General features: G+C 69.5%; 15 protein-coding genes. 7 read left to right on the top strand and 8 right to left on the bottom strand.

What is annotated here, in order from left to right; genetic code table 11:
* Position 1: 1 nt before the first annotated feature.
* Positions 2-871 carry a LysR family transcriptional regulator gene (locus ACO1BU_RS12585; protein WP_424136298.1) on the bottom strand — a complete coding sequence of 290 codons (870 nt, stop codon included), beginning with the start codon at positions 869-871 and terminating at the stop codon, positions 2-4.
* Positions 872-963: 92 nt separating this feature from the next.
* On the opposite strand from ACO1BU_RS12585, the gene ACO1BU_RS12580 reads away from it, so the two are divergent.
* Positions 964-1368 carry a tautomerase family protein gene (locus ACO1BU_RS12580; RefSeq protein ID WP_424136297.1) on the top strand — a complete coding sequence of 135 codons (405 nt, stop codon included), beginning with the start codon at positions 964-966 and terminating at the stop codon, positions 1366-1368.
* A 44-nt stretch (positions 1369-1412) separates the two neighbouring features.
* Here ACO1BU_RS12580 and ACO1BU_RS12575 read toward each other — a convergent pair whose 3' ends face one another.
* Positions 1413-3689, bottom strand: coding sequence for a calcium-binding protein (locus ACO1BU_RS12575; RefSeq protein ID WP_424136296.1), 2277 nt, complete (start codon positions 3687-3689; stop codon positions 1413-1415).
* A 380-nt stretch (positions 3690-4069) separates the two neighbouring features.
* Here ACO1BU_RS12575 and ACO1BU_RS12570 point away from each other — a divergent pair, with 380 nt between their 5' ends.
* Positions 4070-5314: a serine hydrolase gene (locus ACO1BU_RS12570; protein ID WP_424136295.1), complete on the top strand. Its 1245-nt coding sequence runs from the start codon at positions 4070-4072 to the stop codon at positions 5312-5314.
* 180 nt (positions 5315-5494) lie between these two features.
* On the opposite strand, the gene ACO1BU_RS12565 is transcribed toward ACO1BU_RS12570, so the two are convergent.
* Positions 5495-6151, bottom strand: coding sequence for a PAS domain-containing protein (locus tag ACO1BU_RS12565; protein WP_424136294.1), 657 nt, complete (start codon positions 6149-6151; stop codon positions 5495-5497).
* 77 nt (positions 6152-6228) lie between these two features.
* Entirely contained in the window at positions 6229-6960 is a 732-nt protein-coding gene (queC, locus tag ACO1BU_RS12560) for a 7-cyano-7-deazaguanine synthase QueC (RefSeq protein ID WP_424136293.1), read from the bottom strand.
* A gap of 126 nt (positions 6961-7086) precedes the next feature.
* Here queC and ACO1BU_RS12555 point away from each other — a divergent pair, with 126 nt between their 5' ends.
* Entirely contained in the window at positions 7087-8055 is a 969-nt protein-coding gene (locus ACO1BU_RS12555; RefSeq protein WP_424136292.1) for a hypothetical protein, read from the top strand.
* Between the two features lie 60 nt (positions 8056-8115).
* Here ACO1BU_RS12555 and ACO1BU_RS12550 read toward each other — a convergent pair whose 3' ends face one another.
* The 4 genes from ACO1BU_RS12550 to ACO1BU_RS12535 form a co-directional block, all read right to left on the bottom strand.
* Positions 8116-8517, bottom strand: a complete 402-nt coding sequence (locus ACO1BU_RS12550; protein WP_424136291.1) for a response regulator — start codon at positions 8515-8517, stop codon at positions 8116-8118.
* Between the two features lie 161 nt (positions 8518-8678).
* Positions 8679-10556 carry a PAS domain S-box protein gene (locus tag ACO1BU_RS12545; RefSeq protein ID WP_424136290.1) on the bottom strand — a complete coding sequence of 626 codons (1878 nt, stop codon included), beginning with the start codon at positions 10554-10556 and terminating at the stop codon, positions 8679-8681.
* Positions 10557-10683: 127 nt separating this feature from the next.
* The gene (gene ssuE, locus ACO1BU_RS12540; protein WP_424136411.1) at positions 10684-11283 is read right to left on the bottom strand and encodes an NADPH-dependent FMN reductase; all 600 of its coding nucleotides are present in this window, start codon (positions 11281-11283) and stop codon (positions 10684-10686) included.
* A 138-nt stretch (positions 11284-11421) separates the two neighbouring features.
* Positions 11422-12336 (bottom strand): cupin domain-containing protein, encoded by a 915-nt coding sequence (locus ACO1BU_RS12535; protein ID WP_424136289.1) that lies wholly within the window; start codon positions 12334-12336, stop codon positions 11422-11424.
* 195 nt (positions 12337-12531) lie between these two features.
* Here ACO1BU_RS12535 and ACO1BU_RS12530 point away from each other — a divergent pair, with 195 nt between their 5' ends.
* The 4 genes from ACO1BU_RS12530 to ACO1BU_RS12515 all read left to right on the top strand — a co-directional run bounded on the left by ACO1BU_RS12530 (position 12532) and on the right by ACO1BU_RS12515 (position 16089).
* The gene (locus ACO1BU_RS12530; RefSeq protein ID WP_424136288.1) at positions 12532-13719 is read left to right on the top strand and encodes an FAD-dependent oxidoreductase; all 1188 of its coding nucleotides are present in this window, start codon (positions 12532-12534) and stop codon (positions 13717-13719) included.
* A 40-nt stretch (positions 13720-13759) separates the two neighbouring features.
* Positions 13760-14146: a cupin domain-containing protein gene (locus ACO1BU_RS12525; RefSeq protein ID WP_424136287.1), complete on the top strand. Its 387-nt coding sequence runs from the start codon at positions 13760-13762 to the stop codon at positions 14144-14146.
* A 108-nt stretch (positions 14147-14254) separates the two neighbouring features.
* The gene (locus tag ACO1BU_RS12520; protein ID WP_424136286.1) at positions 14255-15253 is read left to right on the top strand and encodes a Bug family tripartite tricarboxylate transporter substrate binding protein; all 999 of its coding nucleotides are present in this window, start codon (positions 14255-14257) and stop codon (positions 15251-15253) included.
* A 95-nt stretch (positions 15254-15348) separates the two neighbouring features.
* Entirely contained in the window at positions 15349-16089 is a 741-nt protein-coding gene (locus ACO1BU_RS12515; protein WP_424136285.1) for a GntR family transcriptional regulator, read from the top strand.
* The last annotated feature ends 75 nt before the right edge of the window (positions 16090-16164 follow it).

The following is a 16164-nucleotide window of genomic DNA, read 5'->3' as shown; positions in this document are numbered from 1 at the left end:
CTCAGGGCAGGAGCTCCGGGCCGTTGTTTCCGCGCAGGACGGCCCGCATCGCCCCTTCCAGCACCCGCATGGCCGAGGCGATGGCGGGTGATCCGGCGCGGGCGTGCAGGATGATCTCCGAGGGCGGAAGGGAGGGCAGACCCAGGGCGGGGCCGCGATCGGGCATCCGGCCGGAGGCGACGGCGCCCATGGGGGCGATGCCGAGGCCGGCTTTCACGGCGGCCAGCAGCGCGGCGCAGCTGCCGCCGATGAAGACCTCCCGCCAGGGCCGGCCGATTCCCTCGAGATGACGGATGGCGGCGGCGCGCACGCCGCAGGGTGGGCCGAGCGTCGCGAGGGGAACCGGTGCGTCCGGTGGAAGGGTCAGGTTTTCGGCGGCACGCCATCCCAGGGGATCGGGGCCCAGGAACTCGCCATCCGGGCCGCCGCCCTCCCGGCGGAGGATGGCGGCATCCAGTTCGCCCGCGTCGAAGGCGGTGCGGAGGGGTTGGGACATGCCGAGCCGGACCTCGACCACCGCGTGTGGCGGGAGGGCGGTGCGGAGATGGCGCATCAGTTGTTCCAGGCCGGCGCCGGCGGCGTGGTCGCTGAGGCCGAGGGCGAGGCGCATCGGGGGCGCATCGGCGAAGCCCAGGGCGGCGTCATGGGCCGCGAGGAGGGCGCGGGCCCGGGTGAGGAAGGCGGTTCCGTCCGGGGTCAGGCGGACGAAGCGCGGCGTGCGCTCCAGCAGCTTGCGGCCGACCGCGCCTTCCAGCGCCTTGAGGCGCTGGCTGACGACGGGCTGGACGGTGCCCGCGGCCTCGGCCGCCCGGGTCAGATTCCCGAATTCGGTGACGAGGATGAAGAGCCGGACGGATTCAAGGTCGAGCATAGGATTCTGCAATGATGAGAAGTGGGAACCATAGCGTTCCGCGTGGGATGGGAGCGTTCTAGATCCGGGGCTGTCAATCGGAGGAGGCTGACATGCCCATGATCTCGGTCCGCTACGTGACACCCTCGCCACGCCCGGAGTTGCGGGCGCGCATTGCAGCGGAGGCCGCAAGGCTCGGGGCCGAGGCGCTCGGCAAGGATCCGGGCGTCACGGCCGTGCTGGTCGAGCCGGCGGATCCGGAGGCCTGGTTCATTGCCGGGCGCAGGCCAGCGGAGGACGGGCTTTCGGCCTTCTGGCTGGATATCAAAATCACGGCCGGGACGAACACCAAGGCGGAGACGGCGCGCTTCGTGGCGGCGGCCTTCGCGCGGATGGGGGAGATCCTCGGGCCGCTGCATGAGGAAAGCTATGTCCTCGTGCATGCGGCGGATGGGGATGCCTATGGCTATGGCGGGCGCACGCAGAACGGGCGCTGGGCCGAGGCGCATCCGGGATGAAACTTGGCCGGCCGGCGGTGGATGCCGCCGGCCGGACGGGGTCATCAGGCCATGAAGAAGTCGGACTGGCTGAGGATGCTGACATCCTGCACGGTGGCGAGGAACTCCCCGGTCGCGGTGATGCGGAGCACCGTGTCGTTGGTCGCGCCGCCCCCGTAATTGGCGCTGGAATCCAGCGTCAGTTCCGCGAAGGTGAGGCCGGCATCGAGGCCGATCCGGTCCTCGCCGCGCAGGAAGTCCAGGATGAGGTCGGCCGTCGCCCTTGTCGTTCCGCCATCGCCCGCGGCGAAGTTGAAGCGGTCGGAGCCGGTGCCGCCCGAGAGCGTGTCGGCGCCCCAGTCGCCCCAGAGCGTGTCGTTGCCGTCGCCGCCATTCAGTGTGTCGCTGCCGCCGGTGATGGTGCTGTCCGGGCCAAGCCGCGTGATCGTGCCGCCGGCATCGCCGTGGAGGATGTCCGCGCCCGTGCCGCCGTTCAGCGTGTCGTTGCCGAGGGTGATGGTGCTGCGGTCATCCGCGATGATGCTGCCCATCGCATCGCCGTAGAGCCTGTCATTGCCGTTGCCGCCATCAAGCGTGTCATTGCCGCCGTTGAGGAAGGTGAAGTCCTCCGTCCGCATGTCGCCCGCGGCATCGCCGACCAGCCGGTCCGTTCCGTCGCCGCCGGACAGGGTGTCGGCGCCGCCGCGGACCGTGGAGCCGAAGCGGGAGATGAGGTCGCCGCGCGCATCGCCGACCAGAAGGTCGTTACCCGCGCCGCCGTCGAGATCATCAGTGCCGCCGACGACCCTGGCTTCGGTGGCCACGAAGTCGCCGCCGGCATCCCCGAAGAGCTGGTCGTCGTTGCGGCCCCCGCTGAGGGTATCGTTGCCGCCCTGGGTGTCGCCATCGGAGGAGCCGGCGAAGAAATCCTTGCCGGCATCGCCGTAGAGGCGGTCCTTGCCATCGCCGCCATCCAGGGTGTCGTTGCCGCCGCGGACATCGCCCTCGGCATCAGCATGCATTTCCCCGCCCGTGTCGCCGTAGAGCGTGTCGTCGCCGGTGCCGCCCGCCAGCGTGTCCGCGCCGCCGACGGCCAGAGCATCGGAATTCAGGGCGAAAATCCCGTTGCGGCTGTCGCCCGCCAGGATGTCGTCGCCGCTGCCGCCGTCGAGCCTGTCGTCGCCGCCGGTCACCGTGCTGTCGCGGTCCGCGATCATCCGGTTGCCGGCATCGCCGTAGAGCTTGTCGTCGTCGACGCCGCCGGACAGCTTGTCGTTGCCGCCGAGGATGGTGGGCGGGGTGTCGGTCACGGACACGTCGTAGGTGGTCCGCATATCGGTGCCGGCATCGCCATAGAGGGTATCGTCGCCCGCGCCGCCATCGAGATTGTCGGCGCCGCCGGTCACCTGGCCTCCGCTCGTCGCTGTCATTGCATCGCCGGCATCGCCGTAGAGACGGTCGTCGCCCCGGTCGCCGGTGAGGTCGTCGGCGCCGCCCGTCACGGTGCCCTCCTCCAGCGCGATCAGGCGGTCCGCGGCGTCGCCATAGAGAGTGTCCTGGCCGAGGCCGCCGGCCAGCATGTCGTCGCCGCCAGTGAGATCGGCCTCCCTGGCCCGGATATGGCCGCCGGCATCGCCGGCCATCAGGTCGTCCCCGTCCTCTCCCCAGAGCTGGTCGTCACCGCCGCCGCCCCAGCCGAAGAATGACGCTTCGATGTTGCCCAGGGCATCGCCATACAGCCGGTCATTGCCGCTGCCCGCGAAGAGAGCGTCATCGCCGCCATGGATGCCGCCTTCCACGGTCCGCATCGAGCCGCCGGTATCGCCGACGAGCAGATCCTTGCCACCGCCGCTTTCCAGCCTGTCATTGCCGCCCGTGGTGGAGCCGTCCGTGGACTGGCCGTAGAAGTCGCCGCCGGCATCGCCGTAGAGCTTGTTGTCGCCATTGCCGGCGGAGAGGATGTCGTCGCCGCCATGGATAGAGGTTTCGCCATAGGCGAAGAACATCGCGCCGGCATCGCCATACATGACGTCGTTGCCCGCGCGGCCGGTGAGGGTGTCCTTGCCGCCATAGACGCGGGCCTCGGTCGCCAGGGATGTTCGGAGGTCCTCCCCGGCATCGCCGTAGAGGGTGTTGTCACCGTCGCCGCCATCGAGGGTGTCGTCGCCGCCGGTGACATTGTCCTCACCAGTTGGCGTGAGATTGTCGGGGACGTCGCCGAAGATGCGATCCTTGCCCTGGAGGCCGGCCAGCTTGTCGTTGCCGCCGCGGCCTTCGATGCGGTCGTCGCCCGTGGTGCCGGTGAGGGACTCCGACGCGTCGGTCCCGATGATGGTGGCCAAGGGGTTCCTCCATTCTGATTTCTGGTTTTGCTGGTTCCGTTTCTTGGTTCGGAACGCCCGTTACAACGTCCGGAACAGTGCGAAAATGCAATAAGACTTTTCGTGATCAGCAAGGCCGTTGCGTGTGGCGGTGCGGGTACGCGGAGGCCGATGCTTCGGTGACGGGATGTATCTTCTGCGGATGACGGGACGAATGTGCTTTGCCATCTCTTCCGGATATGCATGCTTCGCCCTGGCCGGTGCCGCACGGCCAATCCGGTGCCGTGGAAGCCATGGCATTGGTCGGCACCGGCGGGCCCGCCATGAGCCTGGCCTCTGGCGGGATGGGGAGATGCGCGCGGCGCCCGGGGGGGATGCCGCGCGGCAGGGGGGCCTGTCCGATGTGGACTTTCAGCGACGCCGGGGGCTGGCGCGCATGCGTGCTGCGTACCGTGGGGATCGTCGTGTTTCTTTTGCCGCTGCTCGTCGCGCGGACGGCATCGGCGCAGATCGACAGCGAGCGTTACGCGGCCTTCGTGCAGGAGGCGGAAACCGGCAAGGTGCTGTTCGCCGTGGATGCCGATGAGCTGCGCTATCCGGCTTCGCTGACCAAGATGATGACGCTGTATCTGACCTTCGATGCACTGCGGCGCGGCACGCTGACCGAGAAGACGCTGATCCGGGTTTCCCGGCATGCGTCACTCGTGGAACCCTCGAAGCTCGGGCTGCGGGCGGGCAGCGCGATCCGGGTGCGCGATGCGATCATGGCGCTGGTGACGAAATCGGCGAATGATGCGGCCACGGCGCTGGGCGAGCATCTCGCCGGCGGCAGCGAGGCGGCCTTCGCGCGGATGATGACCCGCAAGGCGCGCCAGATCGGCATGTCGCGCACCACCTTCCGCAACGCGTCGGGCCTGCCGGATCCGAAGCAGGTGACCACCGCGCGCGACATCGCGGTGCTGAGCCGCCGGCTCGTCCAGGACTTTCCGGAGCAATACGCTTATTTCAGCGCCTCCGGCTTCAGCTACAAAGGCCGCTACATTTCCGGCCACAACCGGCTGCTGACGGGTTACGACGGCGCGGATGGGATCAAGACGGGCTATATCCGCGCGAGCGGCTTCAACCTGGCCGCCAGCGCGATGCGCGACGGGCGGCGGCTGATCGCGGTGGTGTTCGGCGGTGCGACGGCGCGGGAGCGCGACGTGCATGTGATGGCGCTGCTGGATAGCGGCTTCGAGGAGCTGGAGCGCGACCGCGGCACGGGGATGATGATGGCCGCGCGCAACGGGCTGCGGCTGGTGGGCACGGCCAATGCCGCGCCGGCACGGACGGTGCTGCGCGATTTGCCGGTGACGCCGGTCCGGCCGGTCGCCATGGCGCGGCCGCTTCCGCGGCCGAAGCCGGTGCGGCGCGCGGCGCCCGCGCGGGGGGGCTGGGGCGTGCAGGTGGGCGCCTTCGGCACGCAGGGTTCCGCGCAGGCGGCGGCGCGGCGCGCGGCGGCGCGGGGCGGGCGGGTAGAGGTGGTGCGGGTGCGGGGCTCGCGGCTGTGGCGCGCGCGGGTGACGGGACTATCCGCCACACAGGCGCGCGGCACGTGCCGCGCGGTGCGCGGGCCCTGCATGGTGCTTCCGCCGGGCAGGCGGTGATCCGGGCCCGTCAGGCTTCGTGAGGCGGGCGGAATGCGGGGGCGTGCTTCCGCCCGTTGCGGTCCGGCGCGCTGGGGTTGGGCCGCGCCCCTGGAGGGGCGGTTACTTTGGATGACCTGACCTGGTTCGTGAGGTGCCGATCCTCAGCTTGCTCAGCGGGTCTTGGCGAGGCAGGACCGATCAGTTTCTCTGGTCTAGCCGAAGCGCCTTTTCCTCGTATTCGGCGGCCATGGCTTCCAGGACAGCCAGGGTTTTCGGGTCGGCGACGAGCCTTGCCAGCCGGCGGCATCTCTCGGCCTGTGCACGCAGGGACTTCGCCTGGTTCTGCCCGGTCACCTCGAGCAGCAGGTTCACCGCACCGATGAGGTTCCCCTCGTCGTCGAACAGGGGCGTTGGATAGGGCAAGAAAGGCACGCGGCTGCCATCCGGGCGCTCGGCGACGGCTTTGATGCCCCGGACAACGCGCCTTTCCCGTATCGCGGTCGCCATCGGGCACTGGTCGTGCGGAAGGAAATCGCCCTTCTCCGTGTAGAGCTTCCAGGTCACGCACCAGCGATCCTCGCCGATACGCGGCCTGCGCCCGGCAAAGGCGATACAGGCCCGGTTGTAATGGGTAATGACGCCATCCGAATTGGTGATGTAGATCGGCGCCGGAAGCTCATCCAGGACTTGCAGCAGCGTGCTGCCGCCCAGTTTTGCTGCCCTGGCGGCGATTCGCAGCGCGTCCTCTACAACCGATGCGTCGACTTCCATGGGGCGGTAAGAACCATTCTGAATCGGAGGACTGGTAGCCATAGGCCAGGTAAGGGGCAAACCAATTCTTTCGGAGCCGGTCACGCCTTCGGGTGCTTCCTTGATGGGGCTTTGCCGGCGAGGCTGATGCCGGCCCGGGCAGCCGGGGCTGGGGGGGCTCGTCAGGGAACCGGCTGCTCCGCGAAGCGCCGCCAGCCGGCCGCGCGGAGTTCGCAGGCCGGGCAGGTGCCGCAGCCATGGCCCCAGGGATGCATCGGGCCGCGTTCCCCGAGATAGCAGGTGTGGGTGTCCTCGACGATCAGGCGGAGCAGGGCATCGCCGCCGAGGCGCTGGGCAAGGCGCCAGGTTTCGGCCTTATCGATCCACATGAGCGGGGTGTGGAGGACGAAGCGGCGCTCCATCCCGAGATTGAGGGCGACCTGGAGGGCCTTGATGGTGTCGTCGCGGCAATCCGGGTAGCCGGAGAAGTCCGTTTCGCACATGCCGCCGATGATGTGGCGGAGGCCGCGGCGATAGGCGAGGGCGGCGGCGAGGGTGAGGAAGACGAGGTTGCGGCCGGGGACGAAGGTATTGGGCAGGCCGTCCGCCTGCATCGCGATCTCGGTTTCGCGGGTGAGGGCTGTGTCGGAGAGGGCGCCGAGGGCTTCGATGGCGATAGTGTGATCCTCGCCGAGGCGGGTGGCCCAGCCGGGGTTCAGGGCGCGCAGGCGCTCGCGCAGGGTGGCGCGGCATTCGAGTTCGACGCGGTGGCGCTGGCCGTAGTCGAAGCCGATGGTCTCGACCCGGGGGAAGCGGTCGAGGGCCCAGGCGAGGCAGGTGGTGGAATCCTGGCCGCCGGAGAAGAGGACGAGGGCGCCCTCGTCGAACGGTGAGGGGGGCTGCGAGGGGTTCATGCTTCCGGCAGGAACACCTTTGGGGGTGGGGCTGTCCAGGGCGATGAGTTCCGGGGGGGCACTTGGCGATCCGGCTCGCCCGCCCAAGAATGGCGGGGTGACGAACGACCGATTTTCCCGATGACCATGGAACGCCGCACTCGGGGCTGGACGCTCCATCGGGCCGGGGCGCGCACCTCCCAGGGGGAAGTGCTGCGCAAGCTGACGCGCGCCGTGATGGCGACCTGCCTATGGGACCCGCAGGAGGAGGGAGTCGACTGGGCGCTGGGTGACATGCGGTTCCTCACCGTCTCGGCCATGCTGCCGGGGGTGGGGGAGGCGGCCTATGTCCAGGTTTTCTCCGCGCCCTATGCCAGCAGCGCGGTGGAGGTGGCCTCCGGGCGTTTCGCGCCGAAGGGGGCCTTCGCGAAGCTGCCGGTCACGCCGCGCAAGAGGGCGACGGTGCTGAAGACGCTGGGGCTGACCCTGGCGCCGCAAGGGCGGGAGGACTGGTCGCGGGACCTGCCGCCGCTGGATGAGGCGGGATGCGCCTCGCTGGCCCGGACGATGCTGGAGGCGCTGACCGATGCCTTCGGCTGGGAGCCGGCCTATGCGCTTTCGGCCTCCATCATCCATGAGACGGCGCTGGGGGAGGCGGAGGCGTTCATGGAGGGGCTGCGGCCGATCCATGTGGAGGGGCTACTTCGCGAGGCCGGGCTGGAGATCGTGGAGGGCGAGCCGGAGGACGATGACGAGGCGCCGGCCTTCCTGGTGCAGGCCGGGGCGCCGCTGCCCTTCCAGGTGGAGCTGATGGACCCGGTGGAGGAGGAGGAGCCCCCCGCCCTGGCCTGGCATTACGGGACGATCGTGTTCTCCCTCGCCATCAATGTGGAGGAGGGGGATGCGCTGGCGCTGGCTTTGGCGCTGCACGGGCTGACGCGCTGGGCGCGGGTGGAGTTGCCGGAAGAGCAGCGCGTGGTGGTGTCGCGCCATGACAGCGTGGAGGGCGTAACCCCCGAGGGGCTGCGGGCGATGCTGGAGCGCTGGCTGGAGGAGCTGACGGCGGTGCGGAGCCGGCTGGAACGGGGGCCGGGCACGGTCGAGGAGGAGGAGTAGTAGGGGCTTACCCGGCCAAGGCGCGCCCCTGGGGCGCGCAGGCTGGTTCGGCGGGTGGCGTCAGGCGTGCCGGGCTGGGGCCATTTCCAGAAGCTGGGCAAGCGCCTTGAGGAGTTCGCGCTCCATGACCGGCTTTTCCAGCTTTGGGCGGCCCTGATAGGAGGGTTCGTCGATGAGCCGCACATCGCCCGTTGCGAAGAGATAGGGGACGCCCAGCTCATCGAGCCGGTCCGCGATGGGATAGGCGGTTTCGCCCTCGCCCAGATTCGCGTCCAGCACTGCCGCGTCGAGCGTGCCGGCTTGCTCGTCGATGAGGTCGAGAGCCTGCTCCACATCCGGGACGGGGCCCATGACGCTGGCGCCGGCGCGGTGCAGCCAGTCGCGCATCTCGTCCGCGATCAGATACTCGTCCTCGACCAGCAGGACGCGGCTGCCGGCCAAGGGGCCTGCGGCTTCAGGCATCATATCTCTCTTCCGGAATCAACGGCGCAGGGTGCCGCGTTTTGACCGCCTGCGTTGTGGCATAGGTTAGGACGGGCTGCCGGAGCGGAGTCGCCCCGGGGATGAAGCCACCCTTCTAGCAGCAGGACGGGGCAACTGAAGGCGCGTGAACCTGGCATGCCTCAGGCCAGCGGCAGCTCGATCCGGCAGCGCACGCCATCCGGCCCGAGGACGTAATCAGTCTTGGCGCGCAGCGCGTAGGAGAGCGCGTTTTCGATCAGCTCCCGCCCATAGCCGCGCCGGGATGCGCTTGCAGGCTGCACGTTGACGCCGCTCTCGGTCCAGGTGAGGGTCAGGCGGCGACGGCGGTCCCTTTCGCTGGGGCGCACGGCCCAGGTGACGGAGAGCTGGCCCGCATCGCCGCGCAGGGCTCCGTATTTCACGGCGTTGGTGGTCAGTTCATGCAGGGCCAGCGCGAAGTTCTGCACTTGGCGTGAGGTGAGCCGCACCCTGCCGCCGGCGATGGTGATCTTGGGCGGGCCTGCATCGGTGTGGGCGGCCAGCTCGGCCCGCACGAGCGCACCCAGTTCCACCGTGTCGGTGCCGGACTGGCTGAGCAGGCCCTGCGCGCGGCTGAGGGCGCGGAGGCGGGTCCGGAAGCTCTCGACGGAGCCGCCCTGCTCCAGCGTCTTGGCGGCCACCGAAGAGATCACGGCCAGGAGGTTGCGGCTGCGGTGCTGCAATTCGGCCACCAGGACTTCCAGCCGGGCGGCGCTTGCTTTTTCCTCCGTCACGTCTTCCGCGATGCCGGCCAGGCGCTGCACATGGCCGGACGCGTCGAAAAGCGGGAAATCCGTGTTCCTGATCCAGCGCACCTCGTTATCCGAGGGGCGGATGATCCGGAATTCGAAGCTGAGACGCTCGCCCTGGCGGATGCGCTCCAGCCTGGCCATCGCCTCCTCCCGGTCCTCGGGGTGGATGAGCTCGGCCCATCGCTCCAGCCTGTCATCGGCGAGCTGCTCCTCTCGGCGCCGGCCGTAGATCGTCTCGAAGGCCGGGCTGAGATATTCCAGGCACATTGTCCGGGCGTTCCGGATCCAGATCAGGTCGGAGGAGGCCTCGCTGAACTGGCGGAAGCGCTCCTCGCTCTCGCGCAGCCGTTCCTCCGAGGCGCGGCGCTCGGTAACGTCCTGGCCGATCTTGAGGAAGCCGCGCAGGGCGCCGTTGGGGTCACGCAGCGCGCGGACCGAACCCTCGATGAAGACGAGGGAGCCATCCTTGCAGATATGCCAGCGCACATTCGGCGCCAGGCCCTGGGCCCTGGCGGTCTCGATCTCCTTCTTGTCCTCGCCCCTCGCCCGGTCCTCGGGGGTGAACAGGATGGAGCTGGACTGGCCCTTGGCCTCTTCCGCGGTCCAGCCGAAGACCGCCTGCGCGCCGGGCAGCCAGTCGGTGATCCGGTCCTCCGGGTCCGACACGAAAATGGCGTAGTCGAGCGCCGTCTCCACGGTGAGGCGGAAGCGCTCCTCGCTGGCGCGCAGCTCGGTCACCTTGAGAAGGCGGTCGATGACCGGGCCGAGGATGGTGGCGTAGGTGCGGAGGAACTGGATGTCATCCTCGCCGAAGTCGCGCGGCTTCGTGTCGTCCACCTGGAGGAGGCCATAGGCCTTCTTGCCGGGCAGGAGGATCGGCACGTTCAGCAGGGCGACCACCCCGGCGTCCCTCATGAAGCCGGGTACATCGAAGCGATCATCCTTCGCGATGTCCTGGGAGATGACAGGCCTTTTGACCTCGATCGAGTAGGTCTCGGAGGACCGGGCACCCATGGGCATGCGGAGATGGCCGACGATGCCGGGTTCCCAGCCCACGCCCGCCCGGACGAGCAGGCAGTTCTGCCCATGCTGGATTTCCAAAACCTTGGCGCGGCCCGTTTCCAGAACCTCGCCCACCAGGCGGCAGGCCTCGGTCAGGATCTGGTCGAGGTCGTCGCATTCCAGTGCGAAGTCACCGAAGTCGGCGAGAACCCTTTGCCGGCGTTCTGTTTGTTCGTCCTCGGCCATCGGGACTCCCGTCCATGGGCAGCTTTACGTCCTGGACGGTCGATCGTTGCAGGCTGGGGAGCCACATGTCCCGGTGCGAGGGCCTGCGCCGGCCGCGAGGCAGCCGGCGCGTGGGGCGGTCGTGGCCCTAAATGGTCGTCTCGCGGGCCGGGCGCGGGTGGCCGAGCAAGGCCGGGCGGTCGGCGCCGCGGATGGCGTGGCGGAAGTGGAGGATCGCCTCGCCCAGCATGGCGCTGCTCTCGGGCGCCAGTTCCAGGCGGTCATCCACCATGGACATCTGGGAGGCCGAGACGAAGACGCCCTGCACGACGTAGCGCGCGCCCATGGAGTGCAGGACGGGGCGCAGGCCGTAATCGAGGGCGAGGACATGGGCGGGGCTGCCGCCGGTGGCGAGCGGCAGCACGGCCTTTCCGGCTAGGCCGAATTGCGGCAGCAGGTCCAGGAAGACCTTCGTCAGGCCGGAATAGGCGGCCTTGTAGATGGGCGTGGCGATGATGACGCCCTCCGCCTGCTCCACCGCCGCGACGGCCCTGGCGATGCCGGGTTCGGTGATATCGGCGCGGAGCAGGGCGGCGGGGTCGAGTTCGCCGAGGCGGATATGGACGGCGCCGGATGCCTCGGCCTCCAGGGCGGCGAGGACGTGATCCGCGAGGCTGGCGGTTCTGGACTGTGGCGCGGGGCTGCCGGAGAGCGCGACCAGGCGGGGGCCTTCGATCGGCCGGGACATGTCGTTCACGATCAACCTTCCTGACTCTGCTCCGGCATCGGCGACGGGCCGGCCTTCCGGGCGGCGGGCCGCCTTGGCGGGCGCCCGACTACAGGCCAATAGGACCGGCCCGTCAAAGGGTGTGCGAGAGGTGGGGTGTCAGTCTTCCAGGAAGCTGAAGCCCATGGTGCGCGCGTGGTAGTGCAACCCGCCATCCTGCACGATCAGGAAGCGCGCCTGCACGGCACCGGGATTGTGGTGCGAGTGCGGATCCCCCGCCGGGGTGACGAGGGTGGTGCCGATGCGCCAGGGGCAGCGCTGGCCGCCGACCATCGAGTGACAGTTTTCACCCTGCAGGATGAGCGTGATCGCCGCGGAGTTGTGGCGGTGCGGGCGCTGGTATTCGCCCGGTGGCAGGGTGTTGAGGGAGAGGGTGAGGCTGGGGGTGATGTTGCGGCCGGACTCCAGCTCCTGAGAGGAGAAGATCACGGCGAGGCCGGAGGTTCCGGGACTGGTCGTGGTGGTGGCGAGCAGGGCGAGCTGCCGTTCGGTTTCCGCGGCCGGATAGTGAATGGCGGGCAGGGCGCCGGGGGTGGGGCGGAGGCCTTCGAGGGCCAGCAGGGGTTCGTTCGTCACGATCCAGACCAGGGAATCCGTGGCGGCGCGGAGGGTGGGGGCGCCGCCCGGGAGCAGGGCGATGTCGCCGGGACCCCAGGCGAAGGAATCGGCACCCGGGACATCGCCGGTGCCGCGCAGGACGCAGGCGATGACGGCATTGGCGTTCAGGGCGAGGTTCAGCGATTCGCCGGCGCGGATGCGGGCGTAGCGGGCCAGCATCAGCGGGGTGGTGGCGGGGAAGGCGCAGCCCAGGGCCTGTGACTGGTCGCAGTCGTAGAGGCCGGTGGGTGCGTCCGGGGCTTCAGCCGTCTCCAGCACGGCTGCGAAGTCGGCGGCGGGCACGGGCGGAAGCTTGATGTTGAAGGCGTTGCCCGAATTGAAGAAGCGGGCGCGCGCGGCGGCGGCGCTTTGTGGCGCGGCGGGAAGCTGCACGGGCAGGTCGGCCATGTCGGTCATCGGTGGTCCTCGTCTTCTGGACAGGGCACGGCAAGCCGCGTGCCAGGGGGTGTGGCCGAGGGGTGGAAGCACGTGCGCGGGCGGGCGGATTCCGTTTCCGCGATCCGCCTGTGACATCTCACAGTGAAATTTTACGCTTGCGGGTGCAGAGGATCGGCTGCAAGGTCCGCACGCCTCAAAGGAGCCCAGCCTAGGATGTCTGAACGTAAGCCTGTGCTCATTGTCGGAGCGGGGCCGGTAGGGATGGTCGCGGCGGCCGGGCTGGCGCGCCGCGGCGTGCCGGTGGTGGTGCTGGAAGCCGGGAGCGAGTTGTCCGGCGAGATGCGGGGCTCCACCTTCCACGCGCCGACGCTCGACATGCTGGAGGAGCTGGGCGCGGCGGAGGCGATGATCGCGCAGGGCATCGTCGCGCCGCGCATGCAGTATCGCAGCCGCGACCAGGGCATCATCGCCGATTTCGACTTCGGCGTGCTGGCGGATGTGACGCGCCACCCGTACCGGCTGCAATGCGAGCAGTTCAAGCTGACGCGCATCCTGTACGACCTGCTGCGCGACAAGCCCGGCGTGTCGATTCGCTTCAATGCGCGCGTCACGGCCTGCGAGGATCACGGGGACGGGGCGGAGGTGGTGCTGGAGGACGGCACGCGCCTACAGGGCAGCTACGTGATCGGGACCGATGGCGCGCGCAGCGCGATCCGGAAGTCGGCGGGCATCGAGTTCGAGGGCTTCACCTGGCCGGAGCGGTTCCTGGTGCTCTCCACGCCCTATGACCTTGCGGAACGCATCCCGGATCTGGCGGATGTCGCCTATTACGCGGATCCCGAGGAGTGGTTCTTCCTGCTGCGCGTGCCCGGGCTGTGGCGCGCGATGTTCCCGGTGCCGGCGGAGGTGCCGGACGAGGAGACGGTGACGGAGGCCTATGGGCGCGTACGCTTCGGGCGGATCGGGGCGGAGTTCGCGGATTGCCCGGTGAGGCACCGCACGCTGTACCGCGTGCATCAGCGCGTGGCGAAGAGCTACCGGCTGGGGCGCGTGCTGCTGGCGGGGGATGCGGCGCATATCAACAACCCGCTCGGCGGCATGGGGCTGAACGGGGGCGTGCATGACGCGGTGAATCTGGCAGCGCATCTGGCGGCCGTGTGGCATGGCGAGCCGGAGGATCTGCTGGACCGGTATGACCGCCAGCGGCGCGGCGTGACCGTGGAGCATGTGCAGCGCCAGACCATCGCCAACAAGCAGAACCTGGAAGCGAAGGAGCCGGAGGCGCAGCGTGCCTTCCGCGAGCGCATGGCCGAGGCGGCGGCGGACCCGGCGAAGGCGCATGCCTATCTGCTTGGTGTCTCGATGATCAGCAGCCTGCGGCGCGCGGCCGAGATCGCCTGAGCCACCCCGCATCATCGCCCCTGTAGCAAGGAGTTCCGACATGCCGATCACCAAGGAACATCTGGAGTTCCATGTTCCCGACACGAGCACGGGCTGGGAGGTGCCGAAGGGCTATCCTGCCGGCATCGAGCAGAAGATCCTGGCCGGGAAGCTGGACGAGGAGAACAAGCGCGGCCATCGCACGCGGCTGCTGCGCTTCCAGCCCGGCGAGTTTACCACCGTGCCCTTCGTGCATGACTACTGGGAAGAGGTGTGGCTGGTTTCGGGCGACCTGATCGTCGGCAATGATGCCGAGGGCAAGGGTGGCGAGAGCTTCACCAAGGCGGCTTATGCCTGCCGTCCGCCGGGCGCCTATCACGGGCCGTTCAAGTCCGAGACGGGCTGCACGCTGCTCGAGATCCACTACTACGACGAGACGCCCCGCTGATCCGCCGCGAGGCGGGTGACGGAACACACGGGAACGCATGCACGGCCTGACCCGGACATGGCGCCGCAGAGCGCCGGCCGGGCAACCCACAGGGATAAGGGCTGCACAATGAATTCGACGGAACGGGGCGTGGTGCGACGGCCCTTGCTGGCCTCCATCGGGCTGGGGCTCGCGGTGCTGCTGGGCGCGGCCGGACCGGCGGCGGCGCAGGGGTGGCCGGAGCGGCCGGTACGCATGCTGGTGCCCTTCGCGCCAGGCGGCGTGACGGATGCGATCGGACGGCTGAGCGCCGAATGGTTGTCGCGGTCGTTGGGCCAGCCCGTGGTGGTGGAGAACCGCAGCGGCGCCAATGGCGCGATCGCGGCCGAGGCCGTGGTGCGGAGCGCGCCGGATGGCTACACGCTGTTCACCGCCAGTGCCTCGCAGATGGTGATGCTGCCGGCGCTGATGCATCTGAACTTCGATCCGGCGAAGGATTTCGCGCCGGTCTCGATCGTCGCCAGCAACCCGATGGTGCTGGGGGTCAGCGCGAAGCTGGGCGTGAACAGCCTGGCGGAGTTCGTGGCCCTGGCGAAGCGACAGGGCGGAAAGCTGGATTATTCCAGCGCGGGCACCGGGTCCTCCACGCATCTGGCCATGGCGCTGCTGCTGTCGCGCGCGGGGATTGAGATGCAGCACATTCCCTATCGCGGCGGCGCACCGGCGGTGCAGGCGCTGCTGGCGGGGGAGGTTGCGGCCTATTTCGGAAATCCGTCCGACATGATTCCGCATCTGGATGGCGGGCGCATCAAGGTGCTGGCCATCGCTGGGACGGAGCGGCTGGCGAGCCTGCCGGGCGTGCCGACGGTGGCTGAGCAGGGCTATCCGGGCTTCCGCGCGGAGACCTGGAACGGCGTCGCGGCGCCTGCGGGCACCCCGGAGGCGGCGATCCGCCGCATGGCGGGCTCGCTGGGCGAGGCCTGCAAGAATGCGGACTTCCGCGCGTCGCTCGAAAGGCTGGGCACCACGCCGGTCTGCAGCACGCCTGAGGCCTTCCGGGCTTCCATGGCGGCCGATGCGCCGATCTGGCGCGAAGCGGTGCGCATATCCGGCGCCTCGCTGGACTGATCGCGCCTGGGGCATGGCCGGAGGACACCGCTTTGCCGGCCATGCCTGAAGGACCGGCGAAGCCCGGCGCGCCACAGGGGAGGAAGAGCAACGCCATGCCTTCGCTGCGTAAGCCCGTGCCGGCGCGCAGGCTGCCCCTGAAGGACCAGGCCTATGAGGCCATCCGGCACCACATCGTGACCTGCCGCTTCGCCCCCGGCGTCCGGCTGAACGAGGCGCAGGTGGCGGAGGTGCTGGGGCTGAGCCGCATGCCCGTGCGTCACGCCCTGGCCCGGCTGCGGCTGGAGGGGCTGGTGGCCATCCATCCGCGCAAGGGCATCGAGGTGCGGCCGATCGATATGGAGGAGCTGCTCCAGATCATCGATGTGCGGACGGTGAACGAGTGCCATGCCGCGCGCCTGGCGGCGGCGCGGATCACGCCGGCGGATCTTTCGGCGCTGGGGACGACCTTGCGCCGGACCGAGGCCGCGCTGGCGCGGCGCGACACCGAGGCGCTGATGCTGCTGGACCGGCAGTTCCACGACATCATCGCCCGCGCGGCCGGCAACCCGATCGTTTCCGCGCTGCTGGCCAATCTGCATGACCGGGCGGCGCGGTTCTGGTTCATCTCGCTGGAGCGTGAGGGGCACCAGCCCGAGGTGCTGCAGGAGCACCGTGCCATTCTGGACGCGCTGGCGGCGCGCGATGCAGCGGCAGTGGCACGCGCCATGGCGCGCCATATCGCGGCCTTCCGGCGCAATGTGACGCGGATGATCGGCAGCATGCCCGATCGCCATGCCGTGCCATGGGTGGTTCGTCGCGGCCCCGTGCCGGGCCTGGAAGAACCGGCCGCCTGATCCGGCGGTGCGGCTTGGCCCACGGATCGCATGAAGCGAAGCGGGCCGCCCTCTGGCGCATTGCGCCAGAGGGCG

It is taken from the genome of Roseomonas chloroacetimidivorans (genome assembly GCF_049629625.1).
GTDB classification, from domain to species: Bacteria; Pseudomonadota; Alphaproteobacteria; order Acetobacterales; family Acetobacteraceae; genus Roseomonas; species Roseomonas chloroacetimidivorans.
The sequence above is the reverse complement of the archived record's forward strand: the minus strand, read 5'-3'. Positions and strand labels throughout refer to the sequence as shown.